Consider the following 16118-nt stretch of genomic DNA (forward strand, 5'->3'; position numbering starts at 1 on the left):
TTGTTAATGAAATAGTACCGCCGTGTGAGTTATAACATTTTATGTATCGGGATGTAACCGCTTAAAGTAATCACTGCCAGTGACTATTTCCACTTCGGGTTTTGCCCCCAATGCCACCTCGCCCAAGCCTTGTGCCAACTGTTTGACATCTTCTTGATTTAATGGCGTTGTTAGCGAAAAACTGTTGATCCCCAGCTCATGGGGAATGCCGTTGCTGTCGCTGAGCATGGTGGAAAAACCGGCCAGCGTCATTTGTCCGGTTAATTTGGCTAAATCGGTTAAGCTCTGTTCCGGATAGGTGAAAGTCACCACAAATCCTATGGACGAAGATTGACTCATAAATCACCTCTTGGTATATGGATAGCCTGAGAATAGACCAAAAAAGTTATGCAGGTATCCTTACCCGTTGTATATGCTACGCAACTCATTGAAAGGAGTGAGGGATTCTGTGAAAACAAAAATAGGTTGCCTGATGGCAATCGTACTATTAGCCGGTTGTGCGAAAGATCCGCAAACAACCGGCAACCAGGCAGGCAGTGGCACTTCGGGCGGTTGGCTAAAAAACCCACCGCAAACACCAAGCAACCGTACCGGGACACCGGTCGCTTATAACGATTATATCCGTCAGGCTGCCAGCAACTATGGCGTCGACGAAACGCTGATTAAGGCGATCATTCAGGTGGAGTCCGGGTTTAACCCGAACGTGGTCAGCACCTCGAATGCCGTGGGGCTCATGCAGCTGAAAGCCTCAACCGCTGGACGCGATGCTTACCGTATGAAGGGAAAGAACGGGCAGCCAAGTTCACGTGAGTTGAAGGATCCGGCGGTCAATATTGATCTGGGAACAGCCTATATCAATATTCTTCAAAGCCAGCAGCTAGCCGGGATCACCAATCCACAAACGTTACGCTATGCCACCATCGTTTCCTATGTGAACGGGGCAGGCGCGATGTTACGGACCTTCTCATCGGATAAACGTGTGGCGGTAAACCGCATCAATCAGATGAGCCCGGACGAGTTTTATCAGCATATCCAGAAGAAACACCCGGCACCGCAAGCGCCGCGTTACTTGTGGAAGGTTACCACTGCTTATCAAGCGATGGCTGACTAGCCTCAGATTGCCTACAGCCGGCCCCAATAAAGGGCCGGTTTTGCTATTTCTTGCCGGTAAAAATGTGCTCTGCATCCCATTTCCGTTGTTCTCCCGCCTTTTGAACTAAAAAACCGCACAAATTGTTAATTTTACATTAACAAAGAAAACTTTACGCTCAATCAAATAGTTACCGGTAACATTGCTGCCAAAGCTCACATTCTGACCTTCAAAAAATAAACAATTACGTAACAATATATGTTTAAACTCCGTATGGAACGCGAGGTTGAGGTTAAATAGTTGTGATTTTTTTTGGAAGGAATGTGCTATGTCGAACGATAAAACCAACAACTCCCGGCGTGATTTCTTGCTGAAGTCGATGACGCTGATCCCCGCAGCCGTTCTCGGTGGCAGCGGTGTGAGTGCCCTGACGGCGCCCACACCCGTGCTTGCCGCTAGCGACACCCCCAAGCAGGCTGACTATCAACCAACCTTCTTTACCCCCGAAGAGTGGGCCTTTGTCCAGGCGGCGGTCGCGCGTTTGATCCCTGCGGACGAGCGCGGCCCGGGCGCTTTGGAAGCAGGCGTGCCGGAGTTTATCGATCGGCAGATGAATACGCCTTATGCCACCGGCTCAATCTGGTACATGCAAGGGCCGTTCAATCCCGATGTTGCACCGGAAATGGGTTATCAACTGCCGTTGGTGCCGAAACAGATTTATAACCTGGGTATCAGCGACGCGGATGCCTACAGCAAGAAAACGACAGGTAAAGTATTCGCCGAGCTGGATGGCGCACAACAGGATGCGCTGTTGCAGAAGTTTGAATCCGGTGAGGCCGAGTTTGCGCAACTGCCTGCCAAGCTGTTCTTCTCTTACCTATTGCAAAACACCCGTGAAGGTTTTTTCAGCGATCCAATCCATGGCGGTAACAAAGAAATGGTGGGATGGAAGCTGATTAATTTTCCGGGCGCGCGCGCCGACTTTATGGACTGGGTTGAGCGAGGGGAACGTTATCCCTTCCCACCGGTATCGATTCGTGGGGAGAGGGGGTAATTATGGCAACGGTAATGAAGAAGCAGGCTGTGGTGATCGTCGGTTTTGGTTGGGTTGGTGCCATTATGGCCAAGGAGTTGACCGAGGCCGGGCTAAACGTGGTGGCGCTTGAGCGTGGCCCGATGCGCGATACCTACCCAGACGGCTCCTACCCGCAGGTGATCGATGAACTAACCTATAATATCCGCCGCAAGTTGTTCCAGGACCTTTCAAAAAGTACGGTGACTATCCGTCACAACACCAGCCAAACCGCAGTACCTTATCGCCAGTTGGCGGCTTTTCTGCCGGGCACTGGCGTTGGCGGAGCTGGCCTGCACTGGTCTGGCGTGCATTTCCGTATCGATCCTATCGAGCTGCGTATGCGCAGCCATTATGAAGAGCGCTACGGTAAAAGCTTTATTCCAAAAGACATGACGATCCAGGATTTTGGGGTGAGCTACGACGAGCTGGAGCCGTTCTTTGATAAGGCCGAGAAGGTATTCGGTACCTCCGGCACAGCCTGGTCAGTGAAGGGGCAGTTGGTGGGTAAAGACAAAGGCGGAAACCCCTTTGCACCAGACCGTTCCGACCATTTCCCACTGCCAGCGCAGAAGAACACCTTCTCCGCGCAGCTGTTTGAAAAGGCGGCGCGTGAGGTGGGTTATCACCCTTACAATCTGCCCTCTGCCAATACGTCAGATTCCTACACCAACCCCTATGGCGCGCAGATGGGTCCTTGCAACTTCTGCGGTTACTGCAGCGGTTATGCCTGCTACATGTATTCCAAGGCGTCGCCAAACGTCAATATCTTGCCAGCACTGCGGATGGAGAAGCGCTTTGAGCTGCGCACCAACGCTAACGTGCTGAAAGTTAACCTGACAGCTGACAAAAGCCGGGCGACCGGGGTGAACTATATCGATGCCCAGGGGCGTGAGATTGAACAACCTGCCGATCTGGTGATCCTCGGGGCCTTCCAGTTCCACAATGTGCATCTGATGCTGCTCTCCGGTATTGGCAAACCTTACGATCCACAGACCGGTGAAGGGGTGGTTGGGCGTAATTTTGCCTACCAGAACATGACTACCATCAAGGCGTTCTTTGATAAGGACGTCCATACCAACCCGTTTATTGGCGCGGGCGGTAACGGCGTCGGCGTGGATGATTTCAACGCGGATAACTTTGACCACGGCAAGGAGGGCTTTGTCGGTGGCTCACCGTTCTGGGTCAACCAGGCGGGTACCAAACCGATCTCCGGCCTGCCAACGCCTCCTGGTACTCCAGCCTGGGGCAGCAAGTGGAAAGCCGCGGTGGCGGATGCCTATACGCACCATGTCTCTATGGATGCGCATGGCGCGCACCAGTCCTATCGTAGCAACTATCTCGATCTCGATCCGACCTACAAGAACGTCTTTGGCCAACCGCTGCTACGCATGACCTTCGACTGGCAGGAAAACGACATCAAGATGGCGCAGTTTATGTTCAACAAGATGGCCCCGATCGCCAAGGCGATGAACCCGAAACTGATTTCCGGCAGCCCGAAAAACGCCAACAGCCATTTCGATACCACCAGCTACCAAACTACGCACATGAACGGCGGAGCGGTGATGGGAGAAGATCCCAAGACCAGCGCGGTAAACCGTTACCTGCAAAGCTGGGACGTGCATAACGTGTTCTCGATAGGCGCATCGGCCTTCCCGCAGGGGCTGGGCTACAACCCGACCGGCACCGTTGCCGCGTTGGCCTACTGGTCTGCCCGTGCCATTCGCGAGCAGTATCTGAAAAACCCAGGCCCATTGGTGCAGGCATGAGGATGCGAGTGATGAAAGCTTTGGTTCCCGCACTGGTTCTCAGTGCACTGAGTTTTTCCGTTTTGGCGCAGGACGCGGCGGTCAGCAGCGAATTGCTCAAACGTGGTGAATATCTAGCACGTGCCGGTGACTGTGTGGCCTGCCACACCAATGGTAAAAACGGTGTGCCCTTTGCTGGTGGTTTGGCGATGGAAACGCCGATTGGCACTATCTATTCCACCAACATCACCCCGGACAAAACCACCGGCATTGGCGATTACAGTTTTGCAGATTTCGACAATGCGGTACGCAAAGGCGTCGCCAAGAGCGGCAGCACCCTGTACCCGGCGATGCCTTATCCTTCGTTTGCGCTGGTGAAAGAGGAGGATATGCGTGCCATGTATGCCTATTTCATGCACGGCGTGCAACCCGTCAAACAAGCGAACCAAGACTCCGATATTCCCTGGCCGCTGTCCATGCGTTGGCCACTGCACATCTGGCGTTCGATGTTTGCACCAACACCGGCTGATTTTGCGGCCAACGCCAACGCCGATCCGGTTATCGAACGTGGCCGCTATCTGGTCGAAGGGCTTGGGCACTGCGGGGCATGCCATACGCCGCGCAGCCTGACCATGCAAGAGAAGGCGTTGAGCAACACGGAAGGGGATGACTACCTGTCTGGCAGTAACGCGCCGATTGACGGTTGGGTAGCATCCAGCCTGCGTGGCGATAATAAAGATGGCTTAGGCACCTGGAGCGAGAGCGAACTGACCGAGTTCCTGAAAACCGGCCGCAACGATAAGTCGGTGGTATTTGGGGGCATGAGCGACGTGGTCGAACATAGCTTGCAATATCTCAGCGATGAGGATTTGACCGCGATCGCCCGCTATCTGAAAACCTTGCCGCCGAAAGACGGTAAACAGCAGGCCGCTCCGGTTGAAGACAGCGTCGCCAAAGATTTGTGGCGTGGTAACGACAGCAAGCCCGGAGCCGCGCTGTACGTCGATAACTGTGCCGCTTGCCACCGTACAGATGGTGTTGGTTACAAGCGTGCCTTCCCGGCACTGAAGGGCAACCCGGTGGTGCAGACCGAAGACGCGACCTCGCTGATCCACATTGTGCTGGTCGGCAATACCACGCCAGCAGTGAAGGGGGCGGTTTCCAACCTCACCATGCCACCGTTTGGCTGGCGGTTGAACGACCAGCAGGTAGCGGACGTGGTGAACTTTATTCGCTCCAGCTGGGGTAATAACGCCAAAGCCATCAGTACTTCCGATGTAGCTGACGTGCGTAAGGATCGTTCAATTATCCGCGATGAGAAGGCGATGGGCAGTTCTACTGTCCCAGAGCCAGCGCCTGTGGGTGCCAAGTAATCCTCACAAGGGCCTCGTTCGAGGCCCTTTATTTATCTCAATTATCCTTAAATAAGTTAGAGTTGTTAATCATTTCATGGTGTGTGATTTTTAATCACCTTTAACAGCCCATTCCTGGGTCTTTAAACTATTTGACCTGAGTTTTTTACCTTTCTGCGAGATATTGCACTTCATATTTGTTCTATGTCACTGTTATTGATTGGGTTGTTCTGATTTTATTTGTTGGTGAATAAAAATTTCATTAATGTTATTAATGTTAATCGCAGGGGAGCGTTGAAACTAAAGGGAGGCTATAGGCGTGATGGTAATAGTTTTATTAATGGTGGTGTACATTTCCATCGCTTTTGAGGTTGATAGGCGTAAGCGTATCTGTATTAGTCTTGGTCGAAAATATACCTACAGAAAGCGCATCAAGTTCAAAAGGAAATGTGCGAGGTTAATCGATACGCTGCTTTTCCGAACATGATGCGTTGCGGTTTGCCATCTTTGGCAAAAAAGCAGATTTCATCAGGTGAGATGCCCTGGAAAAGTGGGGCATTTTAGATGGATGACCAAGTAGCCACAGCTATTTGGCACCGTCAATGCCTGTTAACAGTCTGCACCGTTATCCATCTCGTCAACATGTCGATCTACATCCCGTGAGCAGACCCACGCTTTTGTGATCCTGACGATACAAAGTGTCAAATCCACTGTATGCATTCAAGGGCGGCTTTAGTATGGTCTTGGTTTGAGCATTCGCCAAAGGACATTGCCATGGAAAAAATCGACCTGCATATGCATTCCAACTACAGCGATGATGCAGACTTCCCGGTTGAGACGCTGATTGCACGCTGCCTGGCCAACGGTATCAGTACGTTGGCGGTGACCGACCATAATAATGCCAATTCGGTGCCGGAAGCCAAGGCGCTGGCATCGTCCAGCCTCAATGTCCTGTCTGGTATCGAGATCGACTGCACCTTCGCTGGGCGCAACTTCCACCTGTTGGGCTACGGGTTTACCCCCAGCAATGACTTTGTCGAAATCTATAACAATTTCAGCAGCATTCAACGGGAACTGACGCCGCTGAAGTTTGCCAAGCTGCGTGGGTTGAAATTCCATCTGGATGAGCAACGCCTGGAGCAGGTATGCGGTGGCGCTATCCCGCAGGAAGAGCAGATGGGTGAGGTGATACTCGACGATCCACGTAATGATGGGCATCCATTGCTGATGCCTTATCGACCCGGGGGGGAAAGGGCCGATATGCCACTAATCAACTTCTACTGGGACTTCTTTGGACCAGGGAAGGTGTGCTATATGCCGGTCACCTATCCCGCCATGAACCGCATGGTGGAGGTGATCCGCCATAATGGGGGAATACCGATCCTGGCGCATATCGGTGCCAACGTTAAGCAGGACCATACTCAAGTCATCGATGACATGCTGAAGATTGGTGTGATGGGGGTCGAGGTGTTCTCAAGCTATCATTCACCGGAGTTGGCCAGCCAGCTGTATGAGTTTGCCCTGAGCCGCTCGGCGTTTGTTACCTGTGGCAGCGACTTCCATGGGCGTAACAAGCCAAAAATAGAAGTAGGGCAATGTAGTTACGGCCCGCAGCATATTGGCGAAATACGCCGGTTTGTCGCCGCCGCCAGCGCCTAAGCTTTGTTTCATTCCCTATGGCTCGTGGGCGGCATAGGCTGCTCACGAAGCGCGCAGTTAACCGCCGAAATATAGACCATTCCAGAGATTTTCTTTATCCTTTGCCGTCCTTTTATCAGGTAGGTGAATTTCTCTCGCCATTAATATCCTGTTTTATATAAACATTCTACGGAGAAGGGAGTTTCCGTCGGGCGCAATCGTTGGCGCTGTAGATTAAGGTAAGCTGTCTCATGAGTACGATTTCTCCAGATCATGGCAGGTTGGCCATTGCTCAACCTGCCAAATGGAACAAGACCGACACCGTCTGGATGTTCGGGCTTTATGCCACGGCCGTGGGTGCCGGCACCCTGTTTCTGCCGATCAATGCCGGTCTGAATGGCCCATTGGTGCTGCTATTGATGGCACTGTTCGCTTTCCCTCTGACTTATTTACCCCATTTGGCATTAACCCGTTTTGTCCTTTCCGGCTCCAGCCGCGATGGCAACATTCAGGACGTGGTGGTCGAACATTTCGGCGTGTTAGCCGGCAAGATCATTATGGTGCTGTACCTGATGGCGTTTTTCCCCATCGTGCTGGTCTACAGTATTTCCATCACCAACGCGTTGGACAGCTTTCTGACCCATCAATTTCACTTTGCCCCGGTACCCCGCATCTGGCTGAGTTTGGCGGTGGTGGTGGTGCTCAATTTGGTACTGCTGCGTGGAAAGGATACGATCGTGGCCGCGATGGGCGTTCTGGTATTCCCATTGCTGGTGTTTCTGATGGGGATTTCGCTGTATCTGGTACCCACCTGGCAGACCGAGAACTTTGTCAGTGGTTTGGCCAACACCCAATTTGACAGCCCCGACCTCTGGCATTCGTTGTGGTTGGCGGTCCCGGTAATGGTATTTTCCTTTAGCCATGCGCCGATCATTTCGTCGTTCGCTTCCACCCAGAAAAGCTTATATGGTGACAACGCTGAGCGCCGTTGTGCGCGGATTATGCGTTACAGCTACCTGCTGATTTGCGTCACCGTGCTGTTCTTCGTGTTCAGCTGCGTGCTGAGTCTTTCGCACCAGGAGATGGAGCAGGCGAAAGCACAGAACATCACGGTGTTGACCACCCTGGCCAACAAATTTTCCAACCCGCTGATTGCCTATCTTGGGCCGGTGATGGCGATGTTGGCGATGGCAAAATCCTATCTTGGCACTTCATTAGGCGTTACCGAAGGGGCAACCAGTCTGATCGATGGGCTAACACGCGCCGTTGGCAAGCCACTCACTGCAGTCACAACCCATCGTATTTCCGGTGTGGTGCTGTTCTTGCTGACCTGGGCGGCCACCGTTTGGAATCCGAGCGCCTTGCATATCATTGAAACCATCAGCGGTCCGCTGATTGCGGTGATCCTGTTTATTCTGCCGATGTATGCGGTGCGCGCGGTTCCGGCTATGCGCCGTTATCGAGCATTGAGCAATGTCTTTGTGCTGGTGATGGGGCTGATTGCGCTTTCCGCTTTGGTTTACGGTTTGGCATAGGGAGCAAGTTGGCCCCGCAACAGCGGGGCCGGTAGGGTTAGGTCATTGGTACGTAGGTAGAAATCAGCTCCAACACGCCGTTGATAATAAACTGCACGCCCATACACACCAGCAGGAAGCCCATCAGGCGGGAAATGGCCTCAATACCGCTTTCACCAACCAGTTTCATGATCGCCGTGGAACTGCGTAAACAGATCCACAAAATGATCGCTATCGACAGGAAAATGGCCACCGGTGCGGCCAGCAGCACCCAGTGGGCAAAGCCCAGGGTATTTTCGTGGACGCTGGATGAGGTACTGATGATCATGGCGATAGTACCCGGCCCGGCGGTGCTTGGCATGGCCAGCGGGACAAACGCGATATTGGCCGAGGTTTTCTTGTGCAGCTCTCTGCTTTTGGTTTCTACCTCCGGTGTTTCATCGGCACTTTGCTGTGGGAACAGCATGCGAAAACCGATAAAGGCGACAATCAACCCTCCGGCGATCCGCAACCCGGGGATGGAAATTCCAAAAGTGCTCATCACTAGCTGACCGGCATAGAACGCGACCGTCATGATGCAGAACACGTAGACCGAAGCCATCAGCGACTGATGGTTGCGTTCTTCGTTGGTCATATTTCCCGACAGACCGAGCAGCAACGCCACGGTGGTTAGCGGGTTGGCCAGTGGCAACAGTAGGGCCAGCCCAACCCCGATGGCCTGAAACAACTGCAGAATACTCGACATATAACAAACCCCAGCAAAAGAATGAAATGGGGGCGCAGTCACTACGCCCAAATAAGTACTGTGGCTATCCGTGTCAGACTAGACGCTCAATTTTTCTGTTCCTCCATACCAACCTATAAAACGTTGTTTGCAATGCCAGCATTGTCAAATAGGCGATAGGGAATGCCATCCATACCCCCTCCAAGCCAAAGTGATTGCTGAGCAGGTAGGCCGCTGGCAACTGTACGGCCACGATGCAGAGAATGGATATTGTCACCGGTACCAACACCACGCCACTGGCGCGCATGATGCCGCCGACAATCGCCTGGAAACCAAATACCAGCATGCTCCACAGCATGATATGCAATAAATGCTCCGCTTCTGCCAATACTACCTGGCTGGTCAGGAACAGACCCAACAGCCAATGCGACAGCAGGTAGACCAGAATAATCAACGAACCGGTCAACCAGAGGTTGATATACAACCCGGTACGCAAGATGGGGGCAATGCGTTCGGTTTTGCCAGCGCCGATGGCCTGAGCACCCAAAATAGAGGCGGTGATGGCAATCGACAGGGCCGGGAATTGCACATAGTTAACGATCTGTGTCACGGCGCCGTAGGCTGCCGTGGCATCCGAACCGTGGCGGTTGACCAGCGTCAGGATGATCAATTCAGAGATAGAAATTACCACCATTTGTAAACCGGTGGGCAGGCCAATACGTAATACTTTGCGTAGCACCACCGTATCCAGCTTGAGCGCGGCCAGCATGGCCCGATCGGGGGCCAGCACGTGTTTTTTGCGGCGCAGGCGCAATGTCAGATACACCATCGCCACTGCGTTACCGACCATACCTGCCAGAGCCGCGCTCTGTATGCCCATGGGGGCAAAACCCAGCCAGCCACGGATCAGGGCCGGGGTGAGCAGCAAGCCGACGATGGTAGACAGCAGTAGGGCCAAGAGTGGGGAGATCGTGTCACTGACGCCGCGCAGCAACTGGGTGAACAACACAAATACCAGCAGCAAGGGCATAATCAGCATCATGATGCGGGCGTAAGAAACCGCCTCTTCCAGCACGTCCGCTGGCGTGCCTAGGGCTTGTAGCGCCTGCCGGGCGAACAGACTGCCAAATACTGCCGCCAGTAAGCCAAGCGTCACGCCCAGCATCAAGGCCGTACCGGCAATGGTTTTGACTTTTTCTGGTTCATTCGCGCCCCATGCCTGCCCAATCAGCACCGAGGCACCGGCACCAACGCCAATCACCAGTGAGATAAAGAAGAACACCACCGGGAACATGCCAGAGATGGCGGCCAGTGCAGGGGTGCCGAGCATCTGGCCGATATAGATGCCGTTTAGCGTGCCTGAAAATCCTTGCAGGAAGTTGGACAGCACCATAGGCACCAAAAAGATCAGATAGATGCGCCAAAGCGGTGGCTGCTTGTGCTGCGGACGGGTTTGCATTTAATCGTTTTTCCTGCGCCTGAAAGACGTATAAAGAGCTCTAGTGATACTGAAACTCATATGTAGGGGCGCCGCATGCTGCGCCCGCCGGGTTATTATCACCGGGGGAAGGCATCGCGAGTCATCCAGGCCAGATGTGCCTGGATATCGGCAGGCCAGTGCACAATGCGTTCGGCAAACAGCTTGCCATCGTGGCCAAACAGTGCACGCGTGGCTTCTTCATAGCCTGGTAAAGAACCGGCGATGGCGCTCATAAATCGATAGCTGTTCTCTTTGATACGGCGTTCATTATCCTGCTCGACCGAGGTGCGCCGGGCTTCATCAACCAGACGACGTAGTGCCGCAGAGGCTCCACCACGCTGTTGTGCCAGCCATTCCCAGTGACGGGGAAGAAGCGTCACTTCGCGGGCTACCACGCCGAGCTTGGGCCTCCCAACCGAGGGCTGAGCTGCCGGTTCGCCATCAAGCTCAGTGACATCGCCATCAGGCTGGGGCCAAACGTAGCCTGCTGGCCAAGGGTAATCCACTTGGGAGCCGGTAGCATCATCAAACACTAACAGCCCCCCGGCAGTGAGATCCAGCGCAGCCAGTGCTTGTGCAACTTCGGCATAAGACCCGGTGGCTACCCGTTGATGCTGCAAAAATGCGGTGCAGCTTGGCGTATTGATGGTTTTCATGTTTTATATCCGGGTTAAATTATTTTACCCGGGTAATTTGACCGAGTCATCGTGGTAAGTCAAGCCCAGATCGATTCTGCTGCAGAGTAAACTGCGCTTTATTTATCCTCTACAGTTTTAATGTTACTATTCGCAAGGCTGTGAACAGCCACTGGAGGTTCGCGTGTGACTAACGGACCAAGTTGTGCGTCAATCTGGCAATTGTGGGCGAGATATGACGCATAACTGACTCAACACTAACCAAAATATCTGTACTGCATGTGATCTGTCGTGTGGGTCACCACTGTAGATAAGGAATTATGAATGCCTGTTATTACTCTTCCTGACGGAAGTCAGCGTCAATACGACCATGCCGTTTCCCCGATGGATGTTGCCCGTGATATCGGCCCTGGCCTTGCCAAAGCCTGTATTGCTGGCCGCGTTAACGGTGAACTGGTCGATGCCAACGATGCTATCGAAGCCGATGCACAACTGGCCATCATTACCATCAAAGATGCCGAAGGCCTGGAAATCATGCGCCACTCCTGTGCGCACCTGCTGGGTCATGCGATCAAACAGCTGTGGCCAGACACCAAAATGGCCATTGGCCCGGTGATCGACAACGGTTTCTACTATGATGTTGACCTCGACCATACTCTGACGCAGGAAGATCTGGATCTGCTGGAGAAGCGGATGCATGAATTGGCCGACAAAGATTATGACGTCATCAAGAAAACAGTGAGCTGGCAGGAAGCCCGCGACACCTTCGCAGCCCGTGGCGAAAGCTACAAGGTGGCGATTCTGGATGAAAATATCAGCCATGACGATCGCCCAGGCCTGTATCATCACGAAGAATACGTGGATATGTGCCGTGGCCCGCACGTGCCGAATATGCGTTTCTGCCACCATTTCAAACTGCAGAAAACCTCCGGTGCCTACTGGCGTGGCGACAGCAAAAACAAAATGCTGCAACGTATCTACGGCACTGCCTGGGCAGACAAGAAGCAGCTGAATGCCTACCTGCAACGCCTGGAAGAAGCGGCCAAGCGTGACCACCGCAAGATCGGCAAGCAGCTCGACCTGTATCATATGCAGGAAGAAGCCCCTGGCATGGTGTTCTGGCATAACGACGGCTGGACCATCTTCCGCGAATTGGAAGCCTTTGTGCGCATGAAGCTCAAAGAGCACCAGTATCAGGAAGTGAAAGGGCCGTTCATGATGGACCGCGTGCTGTGGGAAAAAACCGGCCACTGGGAAAACTACAAAGACGCCATGTTCACCACGTCTTCAGAGAACCGTGAATATTGCATCAAGCCGATGAACTGCCCGGGCCACGTGCAGATCTTCAACCAGGGCCTGAAGTCTTACCGTGATCTGCCGCTGCGTATGGGCGAGTTCGGTAGCTGCCACCGTAACGAGCCATCAGGTTCGCTGCATGGCCTGATGCGTGTGCGTGGCTTCACCCAGGACGATGCCCATATCTTCTGTACCGAAGATCAGGTACGTTCCGAAGTGAACGACTGCATCAAAATGGTCTACGATATGTACGGTGTCTTTGGCTTCGAAAAGATTGTGGTGAAACTGTCCACCCGTCCAGAGAAGCGCATTGGGACTGACGAAATGTGGACTCGAGCCGAAAACGATCTGGCCGCTGCGCTGACTGAAAACGGGATTCCGTTTGAATATCAGCCGGGTGAGGGCGCTTTCTACGGACCAAAAATTGAATTTACCTTGCATGATTGTTTGGATCGCGCATGGCAATGTGGTACCGTGCAACTCGATTTCTTCTTACCGGGCCGTTTAGGCGCGTCGTATGTTGGCGAAAACAACGAACGCGTGGTCCCGGTAATGATACACCGTGCTATTCTTGGCTCCATGGAGCGCTTCATTGGTATCCTTACCGAAGAATATGCCGGTTTCTACCCAACCTGGATTGCTCCAGTGCAGGTAGTGGTGATGAATATCACCGACAGCCAGTCTGATTACGTCCAGCAATTGACCAAAAAACTGCAAGATGCAGGCATTCGGGCAAAAGCGGACTTGAGAAACGAGAAGATTGGCTTTAAAATTCGCGAACATACTTTACGACGGGTTCCATACATGTTGGTGTGCGGTGATAAAGAGGTCGAATCAGGCAAAGTTGCCGTTCGTACCCGCCGTGGCAAAGACCTGGGGAGCCTGGACGTACAAGAAGTCGTAGACAAGCTGCTACATGAGATACGCAGCCGAAGTCTTCATCAACTGGAGGAATAAAGTATTAAAGGCGGAAAACGAGTTCAACCGGCGCGTCCAAATCGCATTAACAAAGAAATTCGCGCGCAAGAAGTTCGCCTAACCGGCGTCGATGGCGAGCAGATTGGTATTGTCAGTCTGAATGAAGCTCTTGAAAAAGCTGAGGAAGCGGGTGTTGATTTAGTAGAGATCAGCCCAAATGCCGAACCGCCAGTTTGCCGGATCATGGATTACGGCAAATTCCTCTACGAGAAGAGCAAGTCGACCAAAGAACAGAAGAAGAAGCAAAAAGTTATCCAGGTTAAGGAAATCAAATTCCGTCCTGGCACCGATGATGGCGACTATCAGGTCAAACTACGCAACCTGATTCGCTTTCTGGAAGACGGCGATAAAGCCAAGATCACCCTGCGTTTCCGTGGGCGTGAAATGGCGCACCAGCAGATCGGTATGGAAGTGCTTAACCGCGTCCGTAAAGACCTGTGTGAAGATATTGATCTGGCAGTGGTCGAATCCTTCCCAACAAGGATCGAAGGCCGTCAGATGATTATGGTGCTCGCACCCAAGAAGAAACAGTAAGGCTTCCAAGTAATCGAACCCACGCCGTGCAAGCGTGCGTGGGTTTTATTCGCCTCACTGATTCGTTGTTTAACAATGCGAAGTGGATTTAATTAACATGCCAAAGATTAAAACTGTACGTGGTGCAGCCAAGCGCTTCAAAAAGACCGGCAGCGGTGGTTTTAAGCGCAAACATGCTAACCTGCGTCATATTCTGACCAAAAAAGCAACCAAGCGTAAACGTCATCTGCGTCCGAAAGGCATGGTGTCTAAAAACGATCTGGTCCTGGTTACTGCGTGCCTGCCGTACGCATAAGCCATATTTTTTGAATCTAGAATAAGACTTTAGGAGAGAGCATATGGCTCGCGTAAAACGTGGTGTAATTGCACGCGCACGTCACAAGAAAATACTGAAACAAGCGAAAGGTTACTACGGTGCCCGTTCGCGCGTTTATCGTGTTGCCTTCCAGGCAGTAATCAAAGCAGGTCAGTATGCTTACCGTGACCGTCGTCAACGTAAGCGTCAGTTCCGTCAGCTGTGGATTGCACGTATCAACGCAGCTGCTCGTCAGAACGGCTTGTCTTACAGCAAATTCATTAACGGCTTGAAAAAAGCTTCTATTGAAATTGACCGTAAGATCCTGGCTGACATCGCAGTATTCGACAAAGTGGCCTTTGGCGCACTGGTTGAAAAAGCGAAAGCAGCACTGGCGTAAGCTGGTTGAAAAGAGGGAGCTTGCTCCCTCTTTTACTGTTTGTTCCCAATACGGATATTGACTTTTATCGGCTGGCGCTATCACACTGGTTGCCAATCCATCGACAAGGTACTACCAACATGCACGCTGTTATTTTCCGCTTCTTTTTTTACTTTAGCGCCTGACTTCAGGAGGCTTTGCGCGTAAGAAAAGAAACGGAAAGTAGCGCCCAAGCCTCCCAAGTGGAGGCTTTTTTGTTTTTGGCCACCTTCAGCGCCTTTCAGGCCCACGGCAATTGCCTGGCTACGGCTTGAAATTCTTTGAAGATCAACCAAAGGCGTGTTGGAATAATAGATAACAATTACTTAGGGCCACAAGGCCAGAGGAAGAGGAAAGCAATGTCACATCTCGCAGAGCTGGTTGCCAACGCCAAGGCAGCCGTAGAAGATGCCCAAGATGTTGCCGCGTTGGATTTGGTACGCGTCGAATATTTTGGCAAGAAAGGTCATTTTACCTTACAGATGCAGTCCCTGCGTGAAGTGCCAGCGGAAGATCGCCCGGCAGCCGGGGCGGTGATCAACCAGGCAAAACAGGAAGTTCAGGATGCGCTGAACGCGCGTAAGAACGCATTGGAGTCTGCGGTGCTGAACGCTCGCCTGGCGGCGGAGACCATCGACGTCTCGCTGCCGGGGCGTCGCCTGGAGAACGGTGGCCTGCACCCGGTTACTCGCACCATCGATCGTATCGAAACCTTCTTTGGCGAACTGGGCTTCTCGGTAGAGACCGGCCCGGAAATCGAAGACGATTATCATAACTTCGACGCGCTGAATATCCCAGGGCATCACCCAGCCCGTGCAGATCACGATACCTTCTGGTTTGACGCGACGCGCCTGCTGCGTACCCAAACCTCTGGCGTGCAGATCCGCACCATGAAGAACCAGCAGCCACCGATCCGTATCATCGCGCCGGGCCGTGTGTATCGTAACGACTACGATCAGACGCATACCCCGATGTTCCACCAGATGGAAGGGCTGATCGTCGACAAGGACATCAGCTTCACCAACCTGAAAGGGACGCTGCACGATTTCCTGAACAACTTCTTTGAAGAAGATCTGCAGGTTCGTTTCCGTCCTTCCTATTTCCCGTTCACCGAACCTTCTGCCGAAGTGGATGTCATGGGCAAAAACGGCAAGTGGCTGGAAGTGTTGGGTTGCGGCATGGTGCACCCGAACGTACTGCGCAACGTGGGCATCGATCCGGAAATCTATTCCGGTTTTGCCTTCGGTATGGGTATGGAGCGTCTGACGATGCTGCGTTACGGCGTCACCGACCTGCGTGCGTTCTTCGAAAACGATCTGCGTTTCCTCAAACAGTTTAAGTAAG

At 52.7% G+C, this 16118-nt stretch carries 16 protein-coding genes and 1 other annotated feature; of the genes, 12 read left to right on the forward strand and 4 right to left on the reverse strand.

Translation table 11 applies throughout. The features are described 5' to 3' along the window. Window positions 1-39: 39 nt before the first annotated feature. On the reverse strand, window positions 40-339 hold the full coding sequence (gene ghoS, locus KGP26_RS13070; protein WP_071680433.1) for a type V toxin-antitoxin system endoribonuclease antitoxin GhoS: 300 nt from the start codon (window positions 337-339) through the stop codon (window positions 40-42). 109 nt (window positions 340-448) lie between these two features. On the opposite strand from ghoS, the gene KGP26_RS13075 reads away from it, so the two are divergent. The 6 genes from KGP26_RS13075 to KGP26_RS13100 all read left to right on the forward strand — a co-directional run bounded on the left by KGP26_RS13075 (window position 449) and on the right by KGP26_RS13100 (window position 8435). Beyond that, complete coding sequence (locus KGP26_RS13075) at window positions 449-1111, forward strand: transglycosylase SLT domain-containing protein (RefSeq protein WP_021804606.1); 663 nt, start codon at window positions 449-451, stop codon at window positions 1109-1111. A 307-nt stretch (window positions 1112-1418) separates the two neighbouring features. Further along, window positions 1419-2144 (forward strand): gluconate 2-dehydrogenase subunit 3 family protein, encoded by a 726-nt coding sequence (locus tag KGP26_RS13080; protein WP_223665552.1) that lies wholly within the window; start codon window positions 1419-1421, stop codon window positions 2142-2144. Window positions 2145-2146: 2 nt separating this feature from the next. After that, window positions 2147-3931, forward strand: a complete 1785-nt coding sequence (locus KGP26_RS13085) for a GMC family oxidoreductase (protein WP_223665553.1) — start codon at window positions 2147-2149, stop codon at window positions 3929-3931. Between the two features lie 11 nt (window positions 3932-3942). After that, the gene (locus KGP26_RS13090; protein WP_223665554.1) at window positions 3943-5283 is read left to right on the forward strand and encodes a cytochrome c; all 1341 of its coding nucleotides are present in this window, start codon (window positions 3943-3945) and stop codon (window positions 5281-5283) included. 753 nt (window positions 5284-6036) lie between these two features. Further along, window positions 6037-6921, forward strand: coding sequence for a PHP domain-containing protein (locus KGP26_RS13095; RefSeq protein ID WP_223665555.1), 885 nt, complete (start codon window positions 6037-6039; stop codon window positions 6919-6921). 230 nt (window positions 6922-7151) lie between these two features. Next, entirely contained in the window at window positions 7152-8435 is a 1284-nt protein-coding gene (locus KGP26_RS13100; protein ID WP_021804601.1) for a serine transporter, read from the forward strand. Between the two features lie 37 nt (window positions 8436-8472). Here KGP26_RS13100 and KGP26_RS13105 read toward each other — a convergent pair whose 3' ends face one another. The 3 genes from KGP26_RS13105 to KGP26_RS13115 all read right to left on the reverse strand — a co-directional run bounded on the left by KGP26_RS13105 (window position 8473) and on the right by KGP26_RS13115 (window position 11274). Beyond that, window positions 8473-9159, reverse strand: a complete 687-nt coding sequence (locus tag KGP26_RS13105) for a MarC family NAAT transporter (RefSeq protein ID WP_209523569.1) — start codon at window positions 9157-9159, stop codon at window positions 8473-8475. A gap of 73 nt (window positions 9160-9232) precedes the next feature. Next, window positions 9233-10597: an MATE family efflux transporter gene (locus tag KGP26_RS13110; RefSeq protein WP_094981805.1), complete on the reverse strand. Its 1365-nt coding sequence runs from the start codon at window positions 10595-10597 to the stop codon at window positions 9233-9235. Between the two features lie 98 nt (window positions 10598-10695). Continuing rightward, complete coding sequence (locus tag KGP26_RS13115; RefSeq protein ID WP_179251477.1) at window positions 10696-11274, reverse strand: DUF2239 family protein; 579 nt, start codon at window positions 11272-11274, stop codon at window positions 10696-10698. Window positions 11275-11577: 303 nt separating this feature from the next. Here KGP26_RS13115 and thrS point away from each other — a divergent pair, with 303 nt between their 5' ends. The 6 genes from thrS to pheS all read left to right on the forward strand — a co-directional run bounded on the left by thrS (window position 11578) and on the right by pheS (window position 16117). Beyond that, window positions 11578-13506, forward strand: coding sequence for a threonine--tRNA ligase (gene thrS / locus KGP26_RS13120; RefSeq protein WP_021178149.1), 1929 nt, complete (start codon window positions 11578-11580; stop codon window positions 13504-13506). Between the two features lie 3 nt (window positions 13507-13509). Beyond that, window positions 13510-14061: a translation initiation factor IF-3 gene (gene infC, locus KGP26_RS13125; RefSeq protein WP_071683678.1), complete on the forward strand. Its 552-nt coding sequence runs from the start codon at window positions 13510-13512 to the stop codon at window positions 14059-14061. 97 nt (window positions 14062-14158) lie between these two features. Beyond that, on the forward strand, window positions 14159-14356 hold the full coding sequence (gene rpmI / locus KGP26_RS13130) for a 50S ribosomal protein L35 (RefSeq protein WP_004931418.1): 198 nt from the start codon (window positions 14159-14161) through the stop codon (window positions 14354-14356). 43 nt (window positions 14357-14399) lie between these two features. After that, a complete protein-coding gene (gene rplT, locus KGP26_RS13135) occupies window positions 14400-14756 on the forward strand; it encodes a 50S ribosomal protein L20 (RefSeq protein ID WP_004963673.1) in 357 nt (118 codons plus the stop codon). A 113-nt stretch (window positions 14757-14869) separates the two neighbouring features. Next, window positions 14870-14994 (forward strand) — a sequence feature (Phe leader region). Further along, window positions 14876-14920 carry a pheST operon leader peptide PheM gene (gene pheM, locus KGP26_RS13140; protein ID WP_121608962.1) on the forward strand — a complete coding sequence of 15 codons (45 nt, stop codon included), beginning with the start codon at window positions 14876-14878 and terminating at the stop codon, window positions 14918-14920. (Overlaps the previous feature by 45 nt.) Window positions 14995-15133: 139 nt before the next feature. Then, window positions 15134-16117: a phenylalanine--tRNA ligase subunit alpha gene (gene pheS, locus KGP26_RS13145; protein WP_021804595.1), complete on the forward strand. Its 984-nt coding sequence runs from the start codon at window positions 15134-15136 to the stop codon at window positions 16115-16117. Window position 16118: the final 1 nt, after the last annotated feature.

Origin of the sequence: Serratia sp. JSRIV002 (assembly GCF_019968725.1) — a bacterium.
Classification (GTDB): Bacteria; Pseudomonadota; Gammaproteobacteria; order Enterobacterales; family Enterobacteriaceae; genus Chania; species Chania fonticola_B.